At 70.4% G+C, this 24,892-nt stretch carries 25 protein-coding genes; 11 read left to right on the top strand and 14 right to left on the bottom strand.

The window, feature by feature from the left end; translation table 11 throughout:
* Positions 1 to 186 precede the first annotated feature (186 nt).
* The 5 genes from J7I97_RS34320 (at position 187) to J7I97_RS34300 (ending at position 5,166) form a co-directional block, all read left to right on the top strand.
* Positions 187 to 1,125 (top strand): cellulose-binding protein, encoded by a 939-nt coding sequence (locus J7I97_RS34320; protein WP_214943313.1) that lies wholly within the window; start codon positions 187 to 189, stop codon positions 1,123 to 1,125.
* Positions 1,126 to 1,241: 116 nt separating this feature from the next.
* On the top strand, positions 1,242 to 2,279 hold the full coding sequence (locus J7I97_RS34315; protein WP_214943308.1) for an ABC transporter ATP-binding protein: 1,038 nt from the start codon (positions 1,242 to 1,244) through the stop codon (positions 2,277 to 2,279).
* A 2-nt stretch (positions 2,280 to 2,281) separates the two neighbouring features.
* Positions 2,282 to 3,061, top strand: a complete 780-nt coding sequence (locus tag J7I97_RS34310) for an ABC transporter permease subunit (RefSeq protein WP_214943306.1) — start codon at positions 2,282 to 2,284, stop codon at positions 3,059 to 3,061.
* Between the two features lie 135 nt (positions 3,062 to 3,196).
* Positions 3,197 to 4,312: an ABC transporter ATP-binding protein gene (locus J7I97_RS34305; protein ID WP_214943303.1), complete on the top strand. Its 1,116-nt coding sequence runs from the start codon at positions 3,197 to 3,199 to the stop codon at positions 4,310 to 4,312.
* The gene (locus J7I97_RS34300; RefSeq protein ID WP_214943301.1) at positions 4,309 to 5,166 is read left to right on the top strand and encodes an ABC transporter permease; all 858 of its coding nucleotides are present in this window, start codon (positions 4,309 to 4,311) and stop codon (positions 5,164 to 5,166) included. The genes J7I97_RS34305 and J7I97_RS34300 overlap by 4 nt, the downstream gene beginning before the upstream one ends.
* 75 nt (positions 5,167 to 5,241) lie before the next feature.
* On the opposite strand, the gene J7I97_RS34295 is transcribed toward J7I97_RS34300, so the two are convergent.
* Positions 5,242 to 5,601 (bottom strand): ATP/GTP-binding protein, encoded by a 360-nt coding sequence (locus J7I97_RS34295; RefSeq protein WP_214943299.1) that lies wholly within the window; start codon positions 5,599 to 5,601, stop codon positions 5,242 to 5,244.
* Positions 5,602 to 5,841: 240 nt separating this feature from the next.
* On the opposite strand from J7I97_RS34295, the gene J7I97_RS34290 reads away from it, so the two are divergent.
* A complete protein-coding gene (locus J7I97_RS34290; RefSeq protein WP_214943296.1) occupies positions 5,842 to 6,873 on the top strand; it encodes an LLM class flavin-dependent oxidoreductase in 1,032 nt (343 codons plus the stop codon).
* Between the two features lie 122 nt (positions 6,874 to 6,995).
* Here the strand turns inward: J7I97_RS34290 and J7I97_RS34285 are convergent, their stop codons facing one another.
* Complete coding sequence (locus tag J7I97_RS34285) at positions 6,996 to 7,388, bottom strand: SCO5389 family protein (protein WP_214943294.1); 393 nt, start codon at positions 7,386 to 7,388, stop codon at positions 6,996 to 6,998.
* 219 nt (positions 7,389 to 7,607) lie between these two features.
* Between J7I97_RS34285 and nucS the strand changes: the two genes are divergently transcribed.
* Positions 7,608 to 8,279 (top strand): endonuclease NucS, encoded by a 672-nt coding sequence (nucS, locus tag J7I97_RS34280; protein ID WP_214943291.1) that lies wholly within the window; start codon positions 7,608 to 7,610, stop codon positions 8,277 to 8,279.
* A gap of 264 nt (positions 8,280 to 8,543) precedes the next feature.
* On the opposite strand, the gene J7I97_RS34275 is transcribed toward nucS, so the two are convergent.
* The 4 genes from J7I97_RS34275 to J7I97_RS34260 all read right to left on the bottom strand — a co-directional run bounded on the left by J7I97_RS34275 (position 8,544) and on the right by J7I97_RS34260 (position 13,114).
* The gene (locus J7I97_RS34275; protein WP_214943289.1) at positions 8,544 to 10,937 is read right to left on the bottom strand and encodes an ATP-binding protein; all 2,394 of its coding nucleotides are present in this window, start codon (positions 10,935 to 10,937) and stop codon (positions 8,544 to 8,546) included.
* 186 nt (positions 10,938 to 11,123) lie between these two features.
* A complete protein-coding gene (locus J7I97_RS34270; RefSeq protein ID WP_214943286.1) occupies positions 11,124 to 11,447 on the bottom strand; it encodes an STAS domain-containing protein in 324 nt (107 codons plus the stop codon).
* Between the two features lie 155 nt (positions 11,448 to 11,602).
* Entirely contained in the window at positions 11,603 to 12,451 is an 849-nt protein-coding gene (locus J7I97_RS34265; protein WP_214943283.1) for a 3-hydroxyacyl-CoA dehydrogenase family protein, read from the bottom strand.
* Between the two features lie 132 nt (positions 12,452 to 12,583).
* Positions 12,584 to 13,114, bottom strand: coding sequence for a hypothetical protein (locus J7I97_RS34260; RefSeq protein WP_214943280.1), 531 nt, complete (start codon positions 13,112 to 13,114; stop codon positions 12,584 to 12,586).
* Between the two features lie 122 nt (positions 13,115 to 13,236).
* Here J7I97_RS34260 and J7I97_RS34255 point away from each other — a divergent pair, with 122 nt between their 5' ends.
* The 4 genes from J7I97_RS34255 to J7I97_RS34240 all read left to right on the top strand — a co-directional run bounded on the left by J7I97_RS34255 (position 13,237) and on the right by J7I97_RS34240 (position 17,889).
* Positions 13,237 to 13,809 (top strand): cob(I)yrinic acid a,c-diamide adenosyltransferase, encoded by a 573-nt coding sequence (locus tag J7I97_RS34255; RefSeq protein WP_214943278.1) that lies wholly within the window; start codon positions 13,237 to 13,239, stop codon positions 13,807 to 13,809.
* A 306-nt stretch (positions 13,810 to 14,115) separates the two neighbouring features.
* Positions 14,116 to 15,225 carry a sensor histidine kinase gene (locus J7I97_RS34250; RefSeq protein ID WP_374103756.1) on the top strand — a complete coding sequence of 370 codons (1,110 nt, stop codon included), beginning with the start codon at positions 14,116 to 14,118 and terminating at the stop codon, positions 15,223 to 15,225.
* Positions 15,222 to 15,863 carry a response regulator transcription factor gene (locus J7I97_RS34245; protein WP_214943272.1) on the top strand — a complete coding sequence of 214 codons (642 nt, stop codon included), beginning with the start codon at positions 15,222 to 15,224 and terminating at the stop codon, positions 15,861 to 15,863. Before J7I97_RS34250 ends, J7I97_RS34245 begins: the two co-directional genes overlap by 4 nt.
* A gap of 265 nt (positions 15,864 to 16,128) precedes the next feature.
* The gene (locus J7I97_RS34240; RefSeq protein ID WP_251051418.1) at positions 16,129 to 17,889 is read left to right on the top strand and encodes a glycoside hydrolase family 18 chitinase; all 1,761 of its coding nucleotides are present in this window, start codon (positions 16,129 to 16,131) and stop codon (positions 17,887 to 17,889) included.
* A gap of 111 nt (positions 17,890 to 18,000) precedes the next feature.
* On the opposite strand, the gene J7I97_RS34235 is transcribed toward J7I97_RS34240, so the two are convergent.
* The 8 genes from J7I97_RS34235 to atpE form a co-directional block, all read right to left on the bottom strand.
* On the bottom strand, positions 18,001 to 18,447 hold the full coding sequence (locus J7I97_RS34235) for a DUF2550 domain-containing protein (RefSeq protein ID WP_214943268.1): 447 nt from the start codon (positions 18,445 to 18,447) through the stop codon (positions 18,001 to 18,003).
* A gap of 127 nt (positions 18,448 to 18,574) precedes the next feature.
* Complete coding sequence (locus J7I97_RS34230; protein WP_214943265.1) at positions 18,575 to 18,949, bottom strand: F0F1 ATP synthase subunit epsilon; 375 nt, start codon at positions 18,947 to 18,949, stop codon at positions 18,575 to 18,577.
* Positions 18,950 to 19,077: 128 nt separating this feature from the next.
* Complete coding sequence (gene atpD / locus J7I97_RS34225; protein ID WP_214943263.1) at positions 19,078 to 20,520, bottom strand: F0F1 ATP synthase subunit beta; 1,443 nt, start codon at positions 20,518 to 20,520, stop codon at positions 19,078 to 19,080.
* Positions 20,520 to 21,446, bottom strand: a complete 927-nt coding sequence (locus J7I97_RS34220; RefSeq protein ID WP_214943261.1) for a F0F1 ATP synthase subunit gamma — start codon at positions 21,444 to 21,446, stop codon at positions 20,520 to 20,522. The genes atpD and J7I97_RS34220 overlap by 1 nt, the downstream gene beginning before the upstream one ends.
* 20 nt (positions 21,447 to 21,466) lie before the next feature.
* Positions 21,467 to 23,062 carry a F0F1 ATP synthase subunit alpha gene (gene atpA, locus J7I97_RS34215; protein WP_214943258.1) on the bottom strand — a complete coding sequence of 532 codons (1,596 nt, stop codon included), beginning with the start codon at positions 23,060 to 23,062 and terminating at the stop codon, positions 21,467 to 21,469.
* 129 nt (positions 23,063 to 23,191) lie between these two features.
* On the bottom strand, positions 23,192 to 24,007 hold the full coding sequence (locus J7I97_RS34210) for a F0F1 ATP synthase subunit delta (RefSeq protein WP_214943256.1): 816 nt from the start codon (positions 24,005 to 24,007) through the stop codon (positions 23,192 to 23,194).
* Complete coding sequence (locus tag J7I97_RS34205) at positions 24,004 to 24,546, bottom strand: F0F1 ATP synthase subunit B (protein WP_214943253.1); 543 nt, start codon at positions 24,544 to 24,546, stop codon at positions 24,004 to 24,006. Before J7I97_RS34205 ends, J7I97_RS34210 begins: the two co-directional genes overlap by 4 nt.
* Before the next feature lie 43 nt (positions 24,547 to 24,589).
* Entirely contained in the window at positions 24,590 to 24,823 is a 234-nt protein-coding gene (gene atpE, locus J7I97_RS34200) for an ATP synthase F0 subunit C (protein WP_030857147.1), read from the bottom strand.
* Between the last annotated feature and the right edge of the window lie 69 nt (positions 24,824 to 24,892).

The following is a 24,892-nucleotide window of genomic DNA, read 5'->3' as shown; positions in this document are numbered from 1 at the left end:
GTTGGATGTGTGCACCTGATGGAGGTTCAGGCGAACGAGTGACAAGCATTCTGTCGCCTTGCCACTCAAAAGGGGTGTCATTGTCCAGATCAAACGCGGATTGACTCGATGACACGCCGCTTGGGCGCCTAGGATTCCCCTAACACCTCACGTAGCACCTCATCGGTCTCATTCGACAGGAACCCCATGAGCGACACTTCCTCCCCCTTCGGCTTCGAGCTCGTGCGGCGTGGTTACGACCGCGGTCAGGTGGACGACCGCATTACCAAGCTGGTCTCCGACCGCGACAGCGCCCTTGGACGAATCAACTCTCTGGAAAAGCGGATCGAGGAGTTGCACCTCGAGACGCAGAACGCCCAGGCCCAGGTGAGCGACGCCGAGCCGTCGTACGCCGGTCTCGGCGCCCGGGTCGAGAAGATCCTGCGCCTCGCCGAGGAGGAGGCGAAGGACCTGCGCGAGGAGGCCCGTCGCGCGGCCGAGCAGCACCGTGAGCTCGCCGAGTCGGCCGCCCAGCAGGTGCGCAACGACGCCGAGTCGTTCGCAGCCGACCGCAAGTCGAAGGCGGAGGACGAGGGCGTCCGCATCGTCGAGAAGGCCAAGGGCGATTCCGCCACCCTGCGTGCCGAGGCCCAGAAGGACGCGGCCTCCAAGCGCGAGGAGGCCGACGCGCTCTTCGAGGAGACCCGCGCCAAGGCCGCCCAGGCCGCCGCGGACTTCGAGACCAACCTGGCCAAGCGCCGCGAGCAGTCCGAGCGCGACCTGGCCTCGCGTCAGGCCAAGGCCGAGAAGCGCCTCGCGGAGATCGAGCACCGCGCGGAGCAGCTGCGCCTGGAGGCCGAGAAGCTCCGTACGGACGCCGAGCGCCGCGCCCGTCAGACGGTGGAGACCGCGCAGCGCCAGGCCGAGGACATCGTGGCCGACGCCAACGCCAAGGCGGACCGCATCCGCAGCGAGTCCGAGCGCGAGCTGGCGGCGCTCACCAACCGCCGCGACTCCATCAACGCGCAGCTGACCAACGTCCGCGAGATGCTGGCCACGCTGACCGGTGCGGCCGTCGCCGCCGCTGGCTCCCCGATCGACGACGAGCCGGTCACCCGGGGCGTCCCGGCGCAGCAGAGCCGCTAGTTCGCCCGGCGTTCACGCGCCGGTCGCTGTGTGATCTTCGATGATCGCCTGCCCGAGGGCCTTATGTCACCGTTTTGAGGTGGCGTAGGGCCCTCGGGCGTTCTAGCGTGAGCGGCATGATCGAGCTTGAGGGCCTTACCAAACGATTCGGCGACAAGGTCGCCGTGGACCACCTCAGCTTCCAGGTCAGACCGGGGGTGGTGACCGGCTTCCTCGGCCCCAACGGGGCGGGGAAGTCCACGACCATGCGCATGATGCTCGACCTCGACAACCCGACCAGCGGCACGGTCCGGATCGACGGGAAGCACTACCGGGACCTGCCGGAGCCGCTGAAGTACATCGGGGCGCTGCTGGACGCGAAAGCCATGAACGGCGGCCGCAGCGCGTACAACAACCTTCTCTGCCTTGCCCAGTCGAACCGGATCCCGGAGCGCCGGGTGAACGAGGTGCTGGACCTGGTCGGTCTGACGGCCGTGGCGAAGAAGAAGTCGAAAGGATTTTCGCTCGGTATGGGGCAGCGGCTGGGAATCGCCTCCGCGCTGCTCGGTGACCCGGAGATCTTGATGTTCGACGAACCCGTCAATGGTCTGGACCCGGAGGGAATTCTCTGGATCCGCAATCTGATGAAGGGTCTGGCCGCAGAGGGAAGAACGATCTTCGTTTCCTCCCATCTGATGAGCGAAATGGCGCTGACCGCAGACCATTTGATCGTCATCGGTCAGGGAAGGCTGCTCGCCGACTTGTCCATGGCCGATTTCATTCACCAGAACTCCCGCAGTTACGTGCGGCTTCGTTCGCCGCAGCAGGAGCGCCTCAAGGACGTGCTGCACGAGGCCGGGATCGACGCCATCAGCGTCCCGGCCACCGGCGCGCTGGAGATCGACGGGGTCGCCGCGGAGCAGCTCGGCGAGCTGGCCGCCCGGCACCAGATCGTGCTGCACGAACTCAGCCCGCAACGGGCTTCACTGGAGGAAGCGTTCATGCGCATGACGGCGGACTCCGTCGAGTACCACGCCCACGCACCGGGAGCACCGGGAGCACCGGGAGCACCGGGAGTTCCCCTTCCCGGCATGGCGGCGGACAACCCGGCCCGGCCGGCCGACGTCCCCGCGTGGGGCGCCGGGTACGAGGCGACGCGCAAGGGCGGAAAGTGACCATGTCCTCCTTCTCCGCCGTTCTCAAGTCCGAGTGGACCAAGATCCGCACGGTCGCCTCCACCACCTGGACCCTGGTGGCCGCCCTGGTGGTCACGGTCGGCATCAGCGCCGGCCTGTGCGCGGTCTTGAACGCCTCCTTCGACAACATGAGGCCCGAGGAGCGGGCGACCTTCGACCCGACCCTGGCCAGCTTCGCCGGCATGACCCTCGGTCAGCTCGCCATGATCGTCTTCGGCGTCCTGGTCGTCGGCACCGAGTACAGCTCGGGCATGATCCGCACCTCGCTGGCCGCCGTACCGCGCCGCGCGAGCTTCCTCTTCGGCAAGCTCATCGTGGCCACCTCGCTCGCCCTGGTGGTGGGTCTGGTCACCAGCTTCCTGTCCTTCTTCCTCGGACAGGCCATCCTGGGCGACCGCAGCATCGGCATCGACGCGCCGGGCGTCCTGCGCGCGGTGATCGGCGCCGGGCTCTACATGGCCATGATCGCCCTGTTCTCCATGGGTGTGGCCGCGATCCTGCGCAGCTCGATGCTCTCGCTCGGCATCCTGATGCCGTTCTTCTTCCTGGTGTCGAACATCCTCGGAGCCGTCTCGGCGACCCGGAAGGTGGCCCAGTACTTCCCGGACCAGGCCGGGTCCAAGATCATGCAGGTGGTTCCCGGCGCGATGGACACCGGTGACACCCCCTACGGCCCCTGGGGCGGCTTCGGGATCATGGCCCTGTGGACACTGGCCGCCGTACTCGGCGGCTACCTCATCCTCAAGAAGAGGGATGCCTGACGTACTACGGGGGAACCCCGGGTCGGTCTCAGGGGTAGCTCAGGGATCCGGCCCGGGACGGAACCGGCGGAGGCTCGATATCCTCTTAACCCTTACGCGGGCGAGAGTCGTCCCGGCCTGGTAAGGGGCAGATCCATGATCGAGGCAGTCGGCCTGACCAAGCGCTTCGGCGCCAAGACCGCCGTCGACCAGCTGTCCTTCCAGGTCAGGCCTGGTCACGTCACCGGATTCCTGGGGCCCAACGGCTCCGGGAAGTCCACCACCATGCGCATGATCGTCGGCCTCGACCGTCCCACGGCGGGCCATGTCACGATCAACGGCCTCCCCTTCCGGGAGCTGCCGAACGCCCAGCGGCACGTCGGCGCACTGCTCGACGCCAAGGCACTGCACGGCGGCCGCCGGGCCCGCACCCACCTCCTCGCCGTCGCCCAGCTCTCCGGGATCCCGGAGAAGCGGGTGGACGAGGTACTGGGCGTGGTCGGGATCCAGGACGTCGCCCGGCAGCGTACGAAGGGCTTCTCGCTCGGCATGGGCCAGCGGCTCGGCATCGCCACCGCCCTGCTCGGCGACCCCCAGGTGCTGCTGTTCGACGAGCCGGTCAACGGCCTCGACCCCGAGGGCATCCTCTGGGTCCGGAATCTGATGAAGCAGCTCGCCGCCGAGGGCCGCACCGTCCTCGTCTCCTCGCACCTGATGAGCGAGATGGCGCTGACCGCCGACCACCTGATCGTGATCGGCCGGGGCCGGCTGCTGGCCGACATGGGAACCCAGGAGTTCATCACGCACAATTCGGCCGGATTCGCGCGGGTGCGCGCGGCCGGCTCCGGTCCGGAGGACCGGGACGCGCTGGGCACGGCCCTGACCAAGGCCGGCGGCCGGGTGCTCAAGGAGCCCGACGGGGCGCTGAGGGTGACCGGGCTGGAGCTGCCCGCCATCTCGGACCTCGCGCACGAGGCCGGCGTACGGCTGTGGGAGCTGTCCCCTCACCGGGCCTCGCTGGAGGAGGCGTACATGCGGATGACGCAGTCCTCGCTCGAATACACCTCCACCGAGGACCCGCGGGCCGAGCTGTGGGAGCCCGAGCCGCTGAGCGTCCCGGAGTGGGAGGACGGCCCGGCCGCCCCGGAGGTCCCCCGGACGGGCTTCTACGCGCCCCCGCCGCCCGGGGAGGGCGGGCAGCCCTTCCTGATGCCGAGCAGTCCCGGCGAGCTCGCCGGAGCCGCCAAGAACAACCCCGAGGACTCCCGATGACCGGCCCGACCACGACCGGCTCCGCGACCACGACCGGCTCCGCGCGCCGGCCGGAGAGCTACAGCTCTCCCCTGCCCACCCCCCGGCCCCACCTGGGGCACGCACTGGCCTCGGAGTGGACCAAGCTGACCTCCGTACGCTCCACGGTATCGACGCTCAGCTCGCTGGTGGTGCTGGTCGTCGGCGTGGGGCTGCTCTTCGTCGCGCAGACCGACGACCCGGACTACGTGAGGATCCCGTTCACCACTCCGGCGCTGTTCGGGCTGCTCGTCGGACAGCTCTCAGTGATGGTGCTCGGGGTGCTGACGATGACCTCCGAATACGGCACCGGGCTGATCCGCACCACCTTCACCGCCGCCCCCGAGCGGCACCGGGTGCTCACCGCCAAGTACATCGTCTTCAGCATCGCCGCGTTCCTCACCACCGCCGGGTCGGTGGCCGTGGTCGGGCTGTCGGCCGCGATCCTGCACAACGGGCCGGGCGCCGGGGGGCACAGCGGCAGCGAGTGGACGAACGGGCTGCTCGGCAGCCTCTACGTGACGCTGCTCGGGGTGCTCGCGCTCGCCATCGGGGCGCTGGTGCGGCATTCGGCCGGGGCGATCGCCGTCATGCTCGGCGTGGTCACGCTGCCGCCGGTGATAGGAGCGATGCTCAGCGCGTGGGAGTTCGGCGCCCCGGTCGGCGCCGCGGTGCTGCGGCACAACGCGCCCGTGGCCCTGATGGAGCTGTTCGGCTTGCCGAGCGGCATCGGGGCGGACGTGCCCGGCAAGGCCAGCCACATGGTGCTGATCCTGCTGGTGACGGGCGCCGCGGTGGCGGCCTCGTACGTGGTGGTCGGCCGCCGGGACGTTTAGCCGCCGGGACGTGCGGGGCCCGCCCCGGCCGCACTCCGGCCCGGCAGCACTGCGCACTCCGCACCGGCGCTGTTCTCAGTACTTGGGGGCGTTCCTGGACCGCTGCACCCGCGAGGTGCGGCGGTCCTTGGCGTTCCAGCAGGCCTTGTGCCAGTGCCGCCGGTCGTCCACCCCGCCGTAGTCCGGCCAGGCCACCAGGTGCGGGGTGCCGGAAGGGATCTCCTGGTCGCAGCCGGGGCAGCGGTAGCGCTTGCCCGCCGCGCTGGCGCCCGCGACGTGCCGGACCTTCCAGTCCTCGCCCTGGTACTCCTCGGTGCGCTCCAGCCCGTACCGGTCCAGGCCCCCCGCGCCCGATCCCGAACCCGATCCCGAACCGGCGTCCGAACGGTCGGCTGGATTCCCGCCGCCCTTGGGGCGGTTGTGGCGCGGAGACACGTATACCTCACGGATGGGCGGACGGCAGTGACTTTCTCCCAGACTACGCGCAGCGAACCCGGGTACCCGCAGGGTGTCTGACGAAGGCCCTGTGAACTCGGGGACTGGCCCGACAATCTCAATAACTTTCCTGTCAGGCCGTGCCTTTGGCACGTGTCAGACGTTGTTGCCAACAGATAAGCCAGCAGGAAAACCGGTCCACCTGGGGGAGGCCGCGTCAGCCGCGAGGAGGCTAAGGCGATGCGCGTAGGAGCGTTTGTACTGGCGGCCCAGTTCCCGGGCCAGGGACAAGGGGAGCCGCTGCACCGGGCGGTACGGACCGCGGAGGCGGCCGAGGAGGCCGGGCTGGACTCGGTCTGGCTGGCCGAGCACCACTTCGTCCCGTACGGGGTATGCCCGTCGGCGGTGACCCTGGCGGCCCTGCTGCTCGGGCGGACCCGGCGGCTGCGGGTGGGGACGGCGGTGAGCGTGCTGCCGAACACGCACCCGGTGGCCCTCGGCGAGCAGGCCGCGCTGCTGCACCTGACTTCGGGCGGCCGGTTCACCCTCGGGGTGGGCCGCGGGGGGCCGTGGGTCGACCTGGAGGTGTTCGGGGGCGGCCTGGAGGCCTACGAGAACGGGTTCCCGGAGGATCTGGACCTGCTGCGGCGCTGGCTGGCCGAGCCGAGCGTGGGGGCCTCGGGCCAGCGGCACGGCTTCCGCGAGGTGGCCGTCGTACCGCGGCCGTCGGAGGCGCTGGACGCGGACGGGACTGGGCCGGAAGTGATCGTCGCCTGCACCTCGCCGGCCTCGGTACGGCTGGCCGCCGAGCGCGGGCTGCCGATGCTGCTGGGCATGCACTGCGGGGACGAGGACAAGGCCGGCATGGTCGCGCTGTGGCGGCAGACCGCCCTGGCCGCGGGCCACACGAGGGAGGCCGTACAGGAGGCCGGGCACGTGTCGGCAGGCGTCTGCCAGCTGGCGGACCGCACCGTGGACGCCCGCGAGACCCTGCTGAAGGCGATGCCGGGGTGGTTCAAGCTGGGCCTGGACGCGCATGTGACGGTGGACGACCGGCACCGCGCGATGCGCGACCCGGTCGCGTACACGGAGCTGCTGTGCGACCTGCACCCGGTCGGCACCCCCGAGCTGGCCGCGGACCGGCTGGCGGCCACGTCCCGGCGTACGGGGATCACGCGGTTCGCCCTGCTGACGGAAGGTTCCGGCGATCTCGCCGCGACGGAGGAGAACGTACGACGCCTGGGCGCCGAGGTCCTCCCCCGCCTCAGCTGAGGCCTGGGGCGTGCTGTGAAAGGCCTGGCTCTGGAACGCCTGGCCTTGAAAGGCCCGGGGGCTGCCGCTCCGCAATCAGTCGCCCCTCCCGCGCTACGGAGCGGCAGCGACGTACGGCCGTACTAGCAGTCCCGCAGTCCGGGCGACTGGTTGAGCAGCTGGCCCCGGATCGACGTGAACTTGGCCAGTCGGTCGTCGACCGAAGGGTCCAGCGGGAAGACGGCCACACGGTGACAGTTCTGGAATGCCAGGCGCACTCCGAAGTGCCGCTGCAGCGCACCACGTATCGCGTCACTCGCGAGGGCGCGCAGCAACTGCCCACGCGCCTGCTCGTCGGGCGGCGGCGTCTGGTTGTCGGCGAACTGTCCGCCGTCCACCTTCAGCTGGGCCACCAGCGAGCTGATCATCTCCCATGCGTAAGGCAGGGAGGTCCGGACGCAGTCGACGAAAGCGGCTTCGTCGACCTCGCCTCGCTCGGCCTGTTCGAGTAGGGCCGGTGAGACGTCGAGCGACATGGGTTCTCCTCTCGTGACCCCGGCGATTGGGTTGCCGGAGTCTTACGGGCAGGGAAGAAGGCCGCGACGCAGTGTGCACGCTCGACAACCTCCCGCTAACCACGGTAGGCGCCCCCGGGGTACCGCACCAGGAGAATGCGCATACAACGCGCCATCGGCGAAGGGGGCTTTCAGGGGCGAATCGCGTGGAGGCCCGTCGGTCGAGTAGCGTTGCCGACCATGCGTCTCGTGATTGCCCGCTGCTCCGTCGACTACGCGGGTCGGCTCACCGCCCATCTGCCCTCGGCACCCCGTCTGATCCTCGTGAAGGCCGACGGCAGTGTCTCGATCCACGCGGACGACCGGGCGTACAAACCGCTCAACTGGATGTCTCCGCCGTGCACCCTCAAGGAGGGGAGCGGTGACGAGGCCGGCGTCTGGACCGTCGTCAACAAGGCGGGCGAGAAGCTCATCATCACGATGGAAGAAGTCCTCCACGACTCCTCCCACGAGCTGGGCATCGACCCGGGCCTGATCAAGGACGGCGTCGAGGCACACCTCCAGGAACTCCTCGCGGACCGCATCGAAACACTGGGCGAGGGCTACAGCCTGATCCGGCGCGAGTACATGACGGCGATCGGCCCGGTGGACATCCTGTGCCGGGACGCCTCCGGCGCGACGGTCGCGGTCGAGATCAAGCGGCGCGGCGAGATCGACGGCGTCGAGCAGCTGACCCGCTACCTGGAGCTGCTGAACCGGGATCCGCACCTGGCGCCCGTGCGGGGCGTGTTCGCGGCGCAGGAGATCAAGCCGCAGGCGCGCGTGCTGGCGACGGACCGCGGCATGGACTGCGTGGTCCTGGACTACAACGCGATGCGCGGCATCGAGGACGACAAGCTCCGCCTCTTCTAGGCCGAACTTTCCGGGCCGAAGCCACGCCCTTGGCCTCCGGGGGTGGCCGGGGGCCTTACGCGTGCGCCGGACGCGGGCGCTCGCCCTGACCGGGCACGCCCTCCGGGCTGCGGCGGATCGACGCCGAGCAGGTACGGCCCGGGTGCGGCCGTGCGCGCCGCCCGGGCGGTCGCCGCCACGGCCGCACGAGTGCGGCGGAGACAGCCGGCAGTGCGCGGGTCCGTCCGCCCGTCCGCTACCGCTGCCCCCTCTCGGTCGACCGCCTTACGTCGACGGCGGCTCCGCCGGGGACGGGGCCGTCGGGCTCTGCGTCGGCGGGACGGACTGCGAGGTGCTCGTCGACGGGGTCGGCGCCGGGGACGTCGAGGTCGGCGGGGGCGTGGTCGCCGGGGTCGTGGGCAGGGTCGAGGACGGCTTCCGCGTGGGCGTGCGCGGCGTCGAGGACGGTTTCACGCTCACACCCGGAGCGGGCCGAGAGCCCGGGCTGAGGTTCGGCTCGGGGCTCGTCGGGTCCTCCGTCGGCGCCGTGCCGCCCGGGGCCGAGCTGCCCGGCTCGGGCGCGGGCGGCATGTCGTTCGTGCCCGTCTCCGTGCCCGTCTCCGTGCCCGGCACCACCGGAGCCGCAGGCGCCGGGGTCGACGACACCGCCGGACCCTGCGGCGGCTCGGCGTCCCCCGACTGCACCGCCAGGGCCACCACCGTGCCCAGCGCCACCACTGCCAACGCCCCGGCAGCCGCGAGCAGCGCGGGCCGCTTCCGGGACGGCGTGTCCTTCACCGGCGCCGGAACGGGCTCCGCCGCCGGCGCCGCCTTCGGCGTCAGCGGGAACGCGTCCTCGAACACCGCCGAGAGCGTGGCGGGTGCCACCGTACGCTGAATCACCGGGGCCACTGGGGTTACAGGGGTCACGGCGGTCACCGGGGTTGCGGGCGTCACCTGCGTCACGGCCTCCGAAGCCGCCGGCAGGGCCACCGTCGCGGCTGCCGGGGCCGAGGCCGGCGCCTCCAGCCGCAGCGGCGGCGACACCTCCACCCCCGCCGCTTCCCGGTCCGTGACGAGCGCCAGCGCGCGCCGCCCCGCCACCGTGCCCCGCTTGTCCGCGAGCGCGCCCCGCAGCCCGATCGACGCCTCCAGCTCGGCCCGCGCCCGCTCCAGCCGCCCCTCGCACAGCGCGAGCACACCGAGCTCGTGGTGGAAGTACGCCTGTTCCGCGACCTCGCCCGCCTTCCGCGCGGCCTCCGCCCCGGAGCGCAGCACCCGCTCCCACGCCTCCCAGTGCAGCGATGCCGCGAACGCCGGAGCCGCCGTCCGCGCCAGCAGTATGGCGGCCACCACATCCGCGCCGGCCAGCGCGGCCAGTACCGCGTCCGCTTCCGCCGCGACCCGCTGCGGGGTCACCGACGTGTGCCCGGTCCACCAGGCGTAGTGCCGGGCGGCCGTCCGGGCCTCCTCGGCCGCGGAATCCCCGTACCCGGCCTCCTCCAGCTGCCGCGCGACCCCCGCGGCCAGCCGGTACCGCGTCCCGACCGGCGTCAGCAGCCCGCAGTCCAGCAGCTCCGCCACCGCCGTGTCGGCGTGGGTGTCCCCCACCAGCGCCGGCAGGTGCGCGTGGTGCGGCAGCTCCCCGCCCAGCGCGCAGGCTATCCGCAGGGCCGCCCGCGCCGATTCGCTCACCCGCGAGGCCAGCAGCTCGGCCGGAGCCGCCCCCTCGGCCAGCGTCGGCAGCGGCACGAACGCCGCGTCGCGCGGCCGCTCCTCGAAGACGCCGGGCTCCTCGTCGTCGTCCTCGGTGGCGGTCCCGTTGAGCTCGTCCCGCTGCCGCAACAGTGCGGCCGCCTGGACGAAGCGCAGCGGCAGTCCCTCCGAGGCGAATCGCAGATCCCCCGCCCAGGCCGTTTCCTGCTCCGTCAGCTCCCGGCCGAGGCGCGCCTCCAGCAGCGCGACGCAGTCGGCCCGGCCGAGGCCCCCGAGGAAGATCTCTTCCAGGTGCGAGTCGTCGGAGGGCGCTTTGGTGTCCGGGGTGGCGGCCAGCAGGTAGGCGCATTCGGGTGTGGCGCGCAGCAGTTCGTCGAGGGCGCTCCCGCCCATGTCCAGGTCGTCGAGGAGGACGACGGCGCCGATCTCCCGTACCCGTGCGAGCAGTTCATCCCGGTCGGGCCGCTCCTGGGGGGCTTCGTACACGGCCGCGTACAGCGCGTGGAGCAGCTCGGCCGGCTGCTGGTGCCCGTACCCGGAGAGCCGTACGACGCCGTCCGGCGCGACGCCCGCGCACTTGGCGGCGACCACGTCGAGCAGCGCGGAACGGCCGGATCCGGCGGGCCCGGTCAGCCGTACGGACCGTCCGCGCGCGAGCAGTCGTACCAGCCGCTCACGCTCCTCCTCGCGCTCCAGCAGCGGCCGGGCGGGGGCGGGAGTCCCGGGGATCCGGGGGAGTACGGGCGGCCGTGCGGCGGCCTCATGGGCGGTGCGGGCGGCCGCGTCGCGCTTGGCGGGGCGGTTCGGCCGGCCGCCGGGCCGGAGCGGCTCGATCTCGCTTCCGTCGACGGGGTTCACGGTGAGGGTGAAGTCCCCGGCGGTCAGGCTGACCACCCTGGCGGGCGCCCACGGCGCGCCCGCCGGCTGCTCCGCCGGATCGGCGTGCCCTTGAGTACGGTCCATGACCAAGTCCCCCGATCGCGTCGCTCGCGCCGCCGTCGTACCGCCCGGCCTTTCGCACGCACACGCCGCTGTCGCTACTGGTCCGGTTTCCGCCCGAACCCTAGACGGTGACCTGGCGCTCGGGAACCCCGGGGCCCCTTCAGCACGGGACCGTTACGTTTCCGCAGGAAAGAAAACACCTGGTGATCACACCCGCGGGAGGGATTCCGCTTCCAGTCCGCCCTCGATCGCGAGGATCCTGTGCAGCCGGGTGGCGACCAGCAGCCGCTGCATCCGCGGCGGCACCCCGCGCAGCACCAGGCGCCGCCCGGTGCGCCCGGCGCGCCGGTGGGCGCCCATGATCACGCCGAGGCCGGTCGCGTCCCAGGAGTCGAGCCCGGTCAGGTCCAGCACGAGGTCGCCGCGACCGTCGTCGAGGGCGGTGTGCAGGGCCGTACGGGCGTCCGCCGCGCTGCGCACGTCGAGGCGGCCCCCGACAGCGAGTTCGGCGTGGTCGCCCCTGATGTGCATGTGTGCTCCCGGCAGTCCTGCGTACGGATGGTCCGATGGGCCGTGGTCGGCAACTCTCACTGCAACTGACTGCCGTGCGGGCAGGGAAGTTGCCGACCGTGAGCGAACCGATACCTAATTCACTCCGTGGGGTGAGGGAATTCGAACGGTCGAGCTCAGTGCTTGTAGAAGCCCTGCCCGCTCTTGCGGCCGATGTCGCCCGCGTCCACCATGCGGCGCATCAGCTCCGGCGGCGCGAACTTCTCGTCCTGCGACTCGGTGTAGATGTTGCTGGTGGCGTGCAGCAGGATGTCGACGCCGGTGAGGTCGGCGGTGGCCAGCGGGCCCATCGCGTGCCCGAAGCCCAGCTTGCAGGCGATGTCGATGTCCTCGGCGGACGCGACGCCCGATTCGTACAGCTTGGCCGCCTCCACGACGAGCGCGGAGATCAGACGGGTCGTCACGAAGCCGGCGACGTCGCGGTTGACGACGATGCAGGTCTTGCCGACGGACTCGGCGAACGCCCGGGTGGTGGCGAGGGTTTCGTCGCTCGTCTTGTAGCCGCGCACCAGCTCGCAGAGCTGCATCATCGGGACGGGCGAGAAGAAGTGCGCGCCGACGACCCGCTCCGGGCGCTCCGTCACGGCCGCGATCTTGGTGATCGGGATGGCCGAGGTGTTGGACGCCAGGATCGCGTCGTCCCGTACGAGCTTGTCGAGCGTACGGAAGATCTCGTGCTTGACCTCGAGCTTCTCGAAGACGGCCTCGACGACGACGTCCACGTCGGCGACCGCGTCGAGGTCGGTGGTCGTGGTGATGCGGGCGAGCGCGGCCTCGGCGTCCTCGGCCGTCATCTTGCCCTTGGAGACGAACTTGTCGTACGAGGCCTTGATCCCGTCGGTTCCCCGGGTCAGCGCGGCATCGGTGACATCACGCAGCACGACCTCCCAGCCCGCCTGAGCGGAGACCTGAGCGATCCCGGAACCCATCAGTCCGGCACCGATGACGGCAAGCTTCCCAGCCACTGCACACCCCACGTTCTTCAATACGGCCCAGTCTCTTAGCCTCTCGGCCGGAGACTAGCGCCAGTGAGCGGCGGTGTGACCCTGAAGTAACACGCGTCACGTCTCAGATGACGGACATCACACTGGTACGGCTCAGCCGTCGCCGTCCGTCAACCGCGCCTCGATCGCCCGCAGTCGCTCGACCTCGCGCGCCGCCGCGTCGGCGTGGCCCAGGTCCAGGGCCATCCGCCCGCGGGCATGGACGTAGTGGATGTCCTCGCGGGTCTGCGGGTCGAGCTCCGGGTGCCCGCACAGCCTCCGGTGGAGGACGGACAGGGAGACGTGCGGGAAGTCCAGCCGGTCGAGCTCGACGGGGGACAGTACGCCGCGCAGCCGGTCCTTCACGTAGTCGCGCACCTGCCCGTCCGCGTCGGCCGGGCGCGGCACGGCCGGGAAGTGGGGGTGGCCGCGCCAGTCCGCCGCCCGGCGCTCCAGTGCGTCGAGGCAGTCCTGCGCCCGCCACGGGTCGGCGGCGGCGAGGGCCGTGCGGGCCGCTGCGGCGTCCGATGCCACCTCCCGGGACAAGGCGGGGTCGCCGGCGTACCGAGAGCCGAGGAAGCTCTCCAAGACATCGACCCGCTTGGCCAGTTCGGCCCGCTGCCAGATTTCGAACATGTCGGTCAAACCGTCACCTCTCCGCCCTCGTGCTCCCCGGTGGACCCTGGTGGACCCCGGCAGCGGACGGTACCGGTCACGGGAGCGCCGCCGCGTGCGAATTTCGGGCGGGCCTCACTACGCTGGCGGACATGGTGAACCTCACGCGTATCTACACCCGCACCGGCGACAAGGGCACGACCGCCCTCGGCGACATGAGCCGCACGGCCAAGACAGATCTGCGGATCTCCGCCTACGCCGACGCCAACGAGGCCAACGCGGCGATCGGGACGGCGATCGCCCTCGGCACCCTGCCGGCGGATGTCGTCAAGGTCCTGGTCCGGGTGCAGAACGACCTGTTCGACGTCGGCGCGGACCTGTGCACCCCGGTGGTCGAGAACCCCGAGTACCCGCCCCTGCGGGTCGAGCAGTTCTACGTCGACAAGCTGGAGGCGGACTGCGACCGCTTCAACGCGGAGCTGGAGAAACTGCGCAGCTTCATCCTCCCCGGCGGCACCCCGGGCGCGGCGCTGCTGCACCAGGCCTGCACGGTGGTCCGGCGCGCCGAGCGCTCCACGTGGGCGGCGCTGGAGGCGCACGGCGAGGTGATGAACCCGCTGACCGCCACTTACCTGAACCGGCTCTCCGACCTCCTGTTCATCCTGGCCCGTACGGCCAACAAGGAGGTCGGGGACGTGCTCTGGGTGCCGGGCGGCGAGCGCTAGGCCCGTCGCCGCGCCACCGGAGGCCGGTCCTGCGAGGCACCGGCCTCCGGGGCGCCGGCCTTCATCCGGGGCCCCGGCCTTCAGGGCACCGGCGGCCTGGAGCAGCCCGATCGCGACGGCCGCGACGGCCAGGGTGACGAATCCCCGCCCCGGCCACTGCATCCTTCGATGTAGTCGGCTTCCGCCCCGGCGGCGAGGCCCGGGGCCCGAGTCACCGTGTTGGATGGGACTGTGACCGAGAAGATCCTCCGCCCGCACCGCGACGACGTGCTCCTCGCCGTGATCAGCGTGCTCGCGGGCCTGCTGATGTGGTCACTCGGGGTCCACAGCAACAGCGGCCGGCACTTCCTCCCCGGCTGGGCCGCCCTGGTCCCGCTCGTGGTGCTCGCGGCGATGGAGCTGCTGCGCCGCACCGCGCCGCGCGCGGGCCTGGTCGTCGGCACCCTCGGGGTGGTCGCGGACCAGTTCACGGTGGGAAGTCTGGCCACCGTCCTGATCTTCACCGACCTGATGTACGCGGCCGTCGTCTACGGCAAGCCCTCCATGGCCCGGCGCCTCCCGGTCACCACCGGCCTGATCACCGTCGCCGTCACCGTCGCCTCGCTCGCCTGGCTGCGCACCCCGCAGGCCCTGCTCATCGGCGTGATCACCGGCCTCGTGAGCTTCGGCCCCGCCCTGACCGGCGCCACCCTGCGCAATCACCGTGAGGCCGCCGTGGCCGCCCGGCTGCGCGCCGAGCAGACCGCGCTGCTGGCCGAAATGGACCGCGCCCAGGCGGTCGTCGCCGAGCGCGCCCGGATGGCCCGCGAGCTGCACGACATGGTGGCCAACCATCTCTCCGCCATCGCGATCCACTCCACCGCCGCGCTGTCCATCGACTCCCCCGCCACGAGCCGCGAGGCGCTCGGGGTGATCCGCGAGAACAGCGTGCAGGGACTGGCCGAAATGCGCCGGCTGATCGGGCTGCTGCGGGACGCCGGCGTCGATCAGGAGGCGGCGGCCGTTCCCTCGCTGGACGGCCTGGACGCCCTGCTGGAGCAGGCCCGTACCAACGGCACCGCGAGCGGGCTGGAATTCGTACTCCACGACGACCGGCCGCCCGGGCGGCCGCTGCCGGCCCCCGTCGAACTGGCGGCGTACCGGATCGTGCAGGAGTCGCTGACCAATGCCCTCAAGCACGCCGCGCGGGGCACGGTCGCGGTCCGCGTGGCCCGCGACGACGGGCTGCTGACGGTGCGGGTGGACTCCCCGTACGGGGACCGGCCGGGCCCCCGCGCGCCGGGCTCCGGGGCCGGGCTGATCGGCATGCGGGAGCGGACCGAGCTGCTGGGCGGGGCGTTCACGGCGGGTCCTGCGGGCCCGGTCTGGCAGGTGCGGGCGACGCTGCCCGCCGAGGAGAAGGCGGTACGCGAGTGACGATCAAAGTCGTGGTGGCGGAGGACCAGAGCGCGGTACGGGCCGGGCTGGTGCTGATCCTGCGCAGCGCGGGCGACATCGAGGTGGCGGGCGAGGCCGCCGACGGGCAGGAGGCGGTGCGCCTGGCCCGGGAGCTACGGCCGGATCTGGTCCTCATGGACGTGCAGATGCCGCGCCTCGACGGGGTCTCGGCGACCCGTCAGGTGGTCGCGGAGGGGCTGGCGGACGTCCTCGTACTCACCACCTTCGACCTCGACGAGTACGTCTTCGGGGCGCTGCGCGCGGGAGCGGCCGGCTTCCTGCTGAAGAACGCGGAGGCGGCGGAGCTGATCGAGGCGGTACGGACGGTCGCGCGCGGGGAGGGCCTGATCTCCCCGGCGGTGACCCGGCGGCTGATCGCCGAGTTCGCGGCGCCCCGGGCCGTTAAGGCACCCGCGCCGCCGGCACTGGCCACCCTGACCCGGCGGGAGCGGGAGGTTCTCGGCTGCCTGGGCAAGGGGTTGTCGAACGCGGAGATCGCGGCGCGCCTGGAGATGGCGGAGGCGACGGTGAAGACGCACGTCAGCAGGCTGCTGGGGAAGCTGGAGCTGCGCAGCCGGGTCCAAGCGGCGGTACTGGCCCAGGAGTTGGGCCTGTAGAGCCCGCCTTGAACCGCCCCCGCCCATAAGGTCTGGACCTCTTGACGGTTGGTCCAGACCTTTCTACTCTCACCGCAACACTGTGGTGAGCGTGCCATGACAAAGCGTGCTCACGGGCGGCGCAGGTCCCACCCCCATGTCGCCGTCGTCCCCGCGACGGCGACGGACCGGAGGAGCACCCTTGAGCACAGCACCCCCGCAACGCGTCCGACTGTTCAGAAGGGTGGCCGCGACGCTGGCCGCCTTCGCCCTGCCGGTCGCCGGCATGGTGGCCCTCGCCGGCCCCGCCGAGGCCGCCACCTCAGCGACGGCGACCTACGCCAAGGTCTCCGACTGGGGCACCGGCTTCGAGGGCAAGTGGACGGTGAAGAACACCGGCACCACCACCATCAGCAGCTGGGCCGTGGAGTGGGACTACCCGTCCGGCACCCAGGTCACCTCGGCCTGGGACGCCACCGTCACCAACTCGGGCAACCACTGGACCGGCAAGAACGTCGGCTGGAACGGCACCCTGTCCCCCGGCGCCACCATCAGCTTCGGCTTCAACGGCTCGGGCCCCGGCGCCCCCAGCGGCTGCAAGATCAACGGCGCCTCCTGCGACGGCGGAACCCAGCCCGGCGACAACCCGCCCTCCGCCCCCGGCACCCCCACCGCGAGCAACGTCACCGAGACCGCGCTGACCGTGAGCTGGTCCGCGGCCACCGATGACAAGGGCATCAAGAACTACGACGTCTACCGCGGCGGCGCCAAGATCGCCACGGTCACCGGCACCAGCTACGCGGACTCCGGCCTGACCAAGGGCACGACGTACGGCTACACCGTCACCGCCCGCGACACCGTCGACCAGACCGGCCCCTCCTCCGGCTCCCTCTCGGTGACCACCCCCGGCGGCACCACCCCGCCGGACCCGGGTGGCAAGGTCAAGCTCGGCTACTTCACCGACTGGGGCGTCTACCAGCGCAACTACCACGTGAAGAACCTGGTCACCTCCGGCTCCGCCGCGAAGATCACCCACATCAACTACGCCTTCGGCAACGTCCAGGGCGGCAAGTGCACCGTCGGTGACGCCTACGCGGACTACGACAAGGCCTACACCGCCGACCAGAGCGTCGACGGCGTCGCCGACACCTGGGACCAGCCGCTGCGCGGCAGCTTCAACCAGCTGCGCAAGCTGAAGAAGCAGTACCCGAACATCAAGGTCCTCTGGTCCTTCGGCGGCTGGACCTGGTCCGGCGGCTTCGGCCAGGCCGCCGCGAACCCGGCCGCCTTCGCCGACTCCTGCTACAGCCTGGTCGAGGACCCGCGCTGGGCGGACGTCTTCGACGGCATCGACATCGACTGGGAGTACCCGAACGCCTGCGGCCTGTCCTGCGACACCAGCGGGGCCGCCTCCCTGAAGAACGTGCTGTCCGCGCTGCGCGCCAAGTTCGGCAGCGGCAACCTGGTCACCGCCGCCATCTCCGCCGACGGCTCCAACGGCGGCAAGCTCGACGCGGCCGACTACGCGGGCGCGGCCCAGTACGTCGACTTCTACAACGTCATGACGTACGACTTCTTCGGTGCCTGGGCGGCGCAGGGCCCGACGGCCCCGCACTCCCCGCTCACCTCCTACGCCGGCATCCCGCAGGCCGGGTTCAACAGCGAGGCCGCCATCACCAAGCTCAAGGGCAAGGGCATCGCCGGTTCGAAGCTGAACCTCGGCATCGGCTTCTACGGCCGCGGCTGGACCGGCGTCACCCAGGCGGCCCCCGGCGGCACGGCCACCGGACCGGCGCCGGGTACGTACGAGCAGGGCATCGAGGACTACAAGGTGCTCAAGACCAGCTGCCCCAGCACCGGCACCATCGCCGGTACGGCCTACGCCAAGTGCGGCAGCAACTGGTGGAGCTACGACACCCCCGCCACGGTCGCCGGAAAGATGGCCTGGACGAAGCAGCAGGGCCTGCGCGGCGCCTTCTTCTGGGAGTTCAGCGGAGACACGAGCAACGGCGAGCTGGCCAACGCGATCCACACCGGCCTTCAGTAGGTCCGGCCGGTCCGGCCACGCACTGAACCCGGTGAACGACGAAGCCGGGGAGACGGGTCCGCCCCCGTCTCCCCGGCTTCTTCACGTCTGAGGGGCCGGCGCTCGCAGGCGTCAGGCCACATTCACTCTCTGCCCTGGAGGCGCCGCCTCCAGCCATGCCAGGAACCCGGTCAGCGCGTCCTCGCTCATCGCCAGCTCCAGGCGGGTCCCCCGGTGGAGACAGCCGAGCACGACGGAGTCGGACAGCAGCGCCAGCTCCTCCTCACCCTCGGGGGCGCGGCGGGCGATCACCTCGATGGAGGAGCGCTCCAGCAGCCGGCGCGGCCGGGGGGAGTACGAGAAAACGCGGAACCAGTCGATCTGGTCGCCGCTGTAGCGGGCGACCCCATACACCCAGCCCTTGCCGGAGACGTCGGGTTCCTCGGACACGCCCCAGCGCATGCTGCAGTCGAAGGTCCCGCCGGACCGCTGGATGAGCCTCCGGCGCAGGCCGAAGACAAAAAGCCCGATCACCACCAGGGCTACGACCAGGCCACTCACAAGCAGAGCGAGGAGCATCTTCACCGACCTCCTCGCTCATCGAATACGGCACACGAAAAACGACCTGCATCGCCTCAGCCGCGACCCGGTCTGGAAAATTCCAGAACGGACCGCGGCTGAGGACGCACACTATTCGGTACGGGGCTCAGTGCCCCGTTACCGCGCGCAGCCGGACATCGGCGCGACGCTCGGCGGCCGCATCGGCCTCCGACTTCGCGCGCTCCAGTGCCCGCTCCGCCCGCTGGACGTCAATCTCGTCCGCGAGCTCGGCGATCTCGGCCAGCAGGGACAGCTTGTTGTCCGCGAACGAGATGAATCCGCCGTGCACCGCTGCGACGACAGTGTTGCCCTCGCTGGTACGGATGGTCACCGGGCCCGATTCCAGCACACCGAGAAGCGGCTGGTGACCGGGCATGACGCCGATGTCGCCGGTCGTGGTGCGGGCGACAACAAGGGTGGCCTCGCCGGACCAGATATTGCGGTCCGCCGCGACCAGCTCGACGTGCAGCTCAGCAGCCAAGGTGGCTCCTCGGGTCACCACCCGGCGGGTCAGCCGGGTGTTGGGTCAAATTCTAATGGGCGTGGGGAGAGGGACGGGACGCACCCGCCCCTCTCCGTCAATCAGCTCTGCTCACGAGGAGCGGGGCTTCAGGAGACGCCCAGCTCCTTGGCGTTGGCCTTCAGGTCCTCGATGCCACCGCACAGGAAGAACGCCTGCTCGGGGAAGTGGTCGTAGTCACCGTCGCAGATCGCGTTGAACGCGGTGATCGACTCGTCGAGCGGAACGTCCGAACCGTCCACGCCGGTGAACTGCTTGGCGACGTGGGTGTTCTGCGACAGGAAGCGCTCGACGCGACGGGCACGGTGGACAACGAGCTTGTCCTCCTCGCCCAGCTCGTCGATACCGAGGATCGCGATGATGTCCTGGAGGTCCTTGTACTTCTGCAGGATCCCCTTGACGCGCATCGCGGTGGCGTAGTGGTCCGCCGCGATGTACCGCGGGTCGAGGATGCGGGACGTCGAGTCCAGCGGGTCCACGGCCGGGTAGATGCCCTTCTCGGAGATCGGACGGGAAAGAACCGTCGTCGCGTCGAGGTGGGCGAAGGTGGTGGCCGGCGCCGGGTCGGTCAGGTCGTCCGCGGGGACGTAGATCGCCTGCATCGAGGTGATCGAGTGACCGCGGGTCGACGTGATGCGCTCCTGCAGCAGACCCATCTCGTCAGCCAGGTTCGGCTGGTAACCCACTGCGGACGGCATACGGCCGAGCAGCGTGGAGACCTCGGAACCGGCCTGGGTGTAACGGAAGATGTTGTCGATGAAGAAGAGCACGTCCTGCTTCTGCACATCGCGGAAGTACTCCGCCATGGTCAGACCGGCGAGCGCGACACGAAGACGGGTGCCCGGGGGCTCGTCCATCTGGCCGAAGACAAGCGCCGTCTTGTCGATGACGCCCGAGTCGGCCATCTCCTCGATGAGGTCGTTGCCCTCACGGGTACGCTCACCGACGCCCGCGAAGACCGACACACCGTCGTGGTTGTTGGCGACGCGGTAGATCATTTCCTGGATCAGAACGGTCTTGCCGACACCGGCACCACCGAACAGACCGATCTTTCCACCCTTGACGTACGGGGTGAGAAGGTCGATGACCTTGACGCCGGTCTCGAACATCTCGGTCTTCGACTCGAGCTCGTCGAAGCGAGGCGCCTTGCGGTGGATCGGCCACCGCTCGGTGATCTCGGCGTTCGCCTCCGGGTAGTTCAGCACCTCACCGAGGGTGTTGAACACCTTGCCCTTGGTGAAGTCGCCGACGGGGACGGTGATGCCCTCGCCGGTGTTGGTCACCGCGGCCTGGCGGACCAGACCGTCGGTCGGCTGCATCGAGATGGTGCGGACGATGCCGTCACCCAGGTGCTGCGCGACCTCGAGGGTCAGGGTCTTGAGCTTGCCGTCCTCGGCCGGGTCGGCGACCTGGACCTTCAGCGCGTTGTAGATCTCGGGCATGGCGTCGACGGGGAACTCCACGTCGACGACCGGGCCGATGACCCGGGCGACGCGGCCCGTGGCGGCGGCCGTCTCAACAGTGGTCGTCATTACTTGTCACTCCCCGCGGTCGCGTCTGCCATGGCGCTGGCGCCACCGACGATCTCGCTGATTTCCTGGGTGATTTCGGCCTGGCGGGCCGCGTTGGCAAGCCGGGAGAGGCTCTTGATGAGATCCCCGGCGTTGTCGGTCGCCGACTTCATCGCGCGGCGGCGGGCGGCGTGCTCGGAAGCGGCCGACTGCAGCAGTGCGTTGTAGATACGGCTCTCGACGTAGCGCGGCAGCAGGGCGTCGAGGACGTCCTCCGCCGACGGCTCGAAGTCGAACAGCGGAAGGATCTCGCCCTTCGCGCCCGTCTCCTCCGCAGCCTGGTCGAGGCTGAGCGGCAGCATCCGGCCGTCCACCGCGTTCTGCGTCATCATCGACACGAATTCCGTGTAGACGATGTGCAACTCGTCGACACCGCCGCCGTTGCCCTCGGCCGTGTCCAGCTGGATGGCCTCGATCAGCGGCGCCGCGACGCGCTTGGCGTCGGCGTAGGCCGGGCTGTCGGTGAAGCCGGTCCACGACTCCGCGACCTTGCGCTCGCGGAAGCCGAAGTAGGCCACACCCTTACGGCCGACGATGTACGTGTCGACCTCCTTGCCCTCGCCGCGCAGCCGCTCGGTGAGCCGCTCCGCCTGCTTGATGGCGTTCGAGGAGTAGCCGCCGGCCAGACCGCGGTCGCTCGTGATGAGCAGGATCGCGGCGCGCACCGGCGCCTCGACCTCGGTGGTCAGGGCGTGCTTGGTGTTCGAGCCGGTCGCCACCGCGGTCACCGCACGGGTGAGCTCGGTCGCGTACGGCATCGATGCCGCCACCTTGCGCTGCGCCTTGACGATGCGCGAGGCGGCGATCATCTCCATCGCCTTGGTGATCTTCTTGGTCGCCGTGACGGCACGGATGCGACGCTTGTAGACCCGGAGCTGCGCTCCCATGAGTCAGGTCCCTTCCGTCGTCACTTGGAGACGTTGACGGCCGGCGCGTCCTCGCCCAGGAGCTTGCCGTCCGAGGTCTCGAACTGCCGCTTGAAGTTGGCGATGGCGTCAGCGATCGACGTCAGGGTGTCGTCCGACATCTTGCCGCCGTCGGAGATGGAGGTCAGGAGGTCCTTGCGCTCGCGGCGCAGGTGCTCCAGCAGCTCCGACTCGAAGCGACGGATGTCGTTGACCGGGACGTCGTCCATCTTGCCGGTGGTACCGGCCCAGACGGAGACGACCTGCTCCTCGACGGGCATCGGCTGGTACTGGCCCTGCTTCAGCAGCTCGACCAGGCGCTTACCGCGCTCCAGCGAGGCCTTCGACGCGGCGTCCAGGTCGGAACCGAAGGCGGCGAACGCCTCCAGCTCGCGGTACTGGGCCAGGTCCAGGCGCAGACGGCCGGAAACCTGCTTCATGGCCTTGTGCTGGGCGGAGCCACCGACGCGGGAGACCGAGATACCGACGTTCAGCGCCGGGCGCTGGCCCGCGTTGAACAGGTCGGACTCCAGGAAGCACTGGCCGTCGGTGATGGAGATGACGTTGGTCGGGATGAACGCCGACACGTCGTTCGCCTTGGTCTCGACGATCGGCAGACCGGTCATCGAACCGGCGCCCATGTCGTCGGAGAGCTTCGCGCAGCGCTCCAGCAGACGGGAGTGCAAGTAGAAGACGTCACCCGGGTAGGCCTCACGGCCCGGCGGGCGGCGCAGCAGCAGCGACACGGCGCGGTAGGCGTCGGCCTGCTTCGACAGGTCGTCGAAGATGATCAGGACGTGCTTGCCGGCGTACATCCAGTGCTGGCCGATGGCGGACCCGGTGTACGGCGCCAGGTACTTGAAGCCGGCCGGGTCGGACGCCGGGGCGGCGACGATCGTCGTGTACTCGAGCGCGCCGGCGTCTTCCAGGGCGCCGCGAACGGACGCGATGGTCGAGCCCTTCTGGCCGATGGCGACGTAGATGCAGCGAACCTGCTTGTTCACGTCGCCCGAGCGCCAGTTGTCGCGCTGGTTGATGATCGTGTCGACGGCCAGAGCGGTCTTACCCGTCTGACGGTCACCGATGATCAGCTGACGCTGGCCACGGCCGATCGGCACCATCGCGTCGATGGCCTTGTAGCCGGTCTGCATCGGCTCGTGGACCGACTTGCGGACCATGACGCCGGGGGCCTGCAGCTCAAGGGCGCGGCGGCCCTCGGTCGCAATCTCGCCGAGGCCGTCGATCGGGTTGCCGAGCGGGTCGACGACGCGGCCGAGGTAACCCTCGCCGACACCTACGGAGAGAACCTCACCGGTGCGCTGCACCGGCTGGCCCTCCTCGATACCGCTGAACTCGCCGAGGACGACCGCACCGATCTCGCGCTCCTCGAGGTTGAGGGCGAGACCGAGGGTGCCGTCCTCGAACTTCAGCAGCTCGTTCGCCATGGCGGAGGGCAGGCCCTCCACCTTCGCGATGCCGTCGCCGGCAACGCTGACCGTTCCGACCTCCTCGCGCGAGGCCGCGTCCGGCTGGTACGACTGGACAAAGTTCTCCAGTGCGTCCCGGATCTCCTCCGGCCGGATCGTGAGCTCCGCCATCTGGGTTCCCTGCTCTCCTTGTTGGGCCTGAAGCTTCTTAGGGGTCTGGGGGCGACCCCCAGGAATCTTCTGCAAGTTCTGCACGGCCCAACCGGGCCGCTAGGAATGCTTTGTTCTATTGGTGGCTGGTCAGCCGGCCATGCGGCGGGACGCCTCGGCGAGGCGGTCCGCGATGGTGCCGTCGATGACCTCGTCGCCGACCCGCACCGAGATCCCGCCGAGGACCGTGGGGTCCACGTCGAGGTTCAGGTGCATCTGGCGGCCGTACAGCTTGGCCAGCACCGCGCCGAGACGCTGTCGCTGCACGTCGCTGAGCGGAACCGCGGTGGTCACGGTGGCGACCATGCGGTTGCGGCGCTCGGCGGCGAGCGTGGAAAGGGACTGGAGTCCCGCTTCCAGGCTACGTCCACGCGGGTGCGTGACGAGACGCGTGATCAGGCGCTCGGTGACGGCGTTCACCTTGCCGCCGAGCAGGCTGCGCAGCAGCCCGCTCTTGGCGGAGGCGGTGGCCGCCCGGTCGGTCAGCGCGGCACGCAGCTCGGTGCTCGAGGAGACGATCCGGCCGAACCGGAACACCTCGTCCTCGACGCCGTCGAGCGCGCCGGCCTGCTGGGCCGCCGTGAGGTCGGCGTTGGCCGCCAGCTCCTCCAACGAGTCCACCAGGTCGCGGGACTGCGACCAGCGGGACCGGGCCATGCCGGACACCAGGTCGAGGGTTTCCCCGCCCACCTGGTTCGCCAGCAGTCGGCCGACCAGCTCGGCCTTGGCCTCGCCGGACTGCGCCGGGTCCGTGATGACCCGACGCAGCGAGACCTCACGGTCGAGCAGCGCGGTGACGGCTGCCAGCTCACCGGCGAGCTTCGCCGCGTCGACGGACGTGTTGTCCATCAGCGCGTCGAGGCGCTCACGCGCGGAGGCCAGCGCCTCGCGGCTCGATCCGTTCATCGGGCCGCCTCGGCCTTCTCCTCGAGCTCGCTGAGGAAACGGTCGATGGTGCGGCTCTGCCGGGCGTGGTCCTCAAGGGACTCGCCGACGAGCTTGCCGGCCAGGTCGGTGGCGAGCTTGCCCACGTCCTGGCGCAGCGCCTGAGAGGCGGCCTTGCGGTCGGCCTCGATCTGGGCGTGGCCGGCAGCGATGATCTCCTCACGCTGCCGCTGGCCCTCTGCGCGCAGTTCTTCCTTGAGCGCAGTGCCCTGCTCCAGCGCGTCCTGGCGCAGGCGAGCGGCCTCGTGCCGGGCTTCGGCGAGCTGGGCCTTGTACTGCTCCAGCACGCTCTGGGCCTCGATCTGAGCAGCCTGAGCCTTCTCGATACCGCCCTCGATCGCCGCGTGGCGCTCGTCCAGAACCTTGTTGATGTTCGGGAGGAGCTTCTTCGCGAGGAAACCGAAGACGATGACGAAGGCGATCAGACCGATGACGAGCTCGGGGATCGGCGGGATGAGGGGGTTTTCGGCCTCCTCAGCCGCGAGAACCAGGAGGTTCACATCAGTGCCTTTCGTCTAATCGGACTAGTGGTCGCGGCTCGTCTTAGTAGACGAACGGCATGACCAGACCGATGAGGGCGAGCGCCTCACAGAAGGCGAAGCCGAGGATCTGGTTGGCGCGGATCAGACCGGCAGCCTCGGGCTGACGGGCGAGAGCCTGCGTGCCGTTACCGAAGATGATGCCGACGCCGACGCCCGGGCCGATGGCCGCGAGACCGTAACCGACGGAGCTGAGGGAACCGGTGACGCCTTCGGCGGCAGCAAGGATCTGGGACATGCCAGTTCTTCCTTCTCTTTCACGGACCGGTGGGGGTTGGCCACCGGACGACAGGGGGTTTGGGGGTGG

Source organism: Streptomyces sp. ISL-87, from assembly GCF_018614095.1.
In the GTDB taxonomy this organism is placed as follows: domain Bacteria; phylum Actinomycetota; class Actinomycetes; order Streptomycetales; family Streptomycetaceae; genus Streptomyces.
The sequence above is the reverse complement of the archived record's forward strand: the minus strand, read 5'-3'. Positions and strand labels throughout refer to the sequence as shown.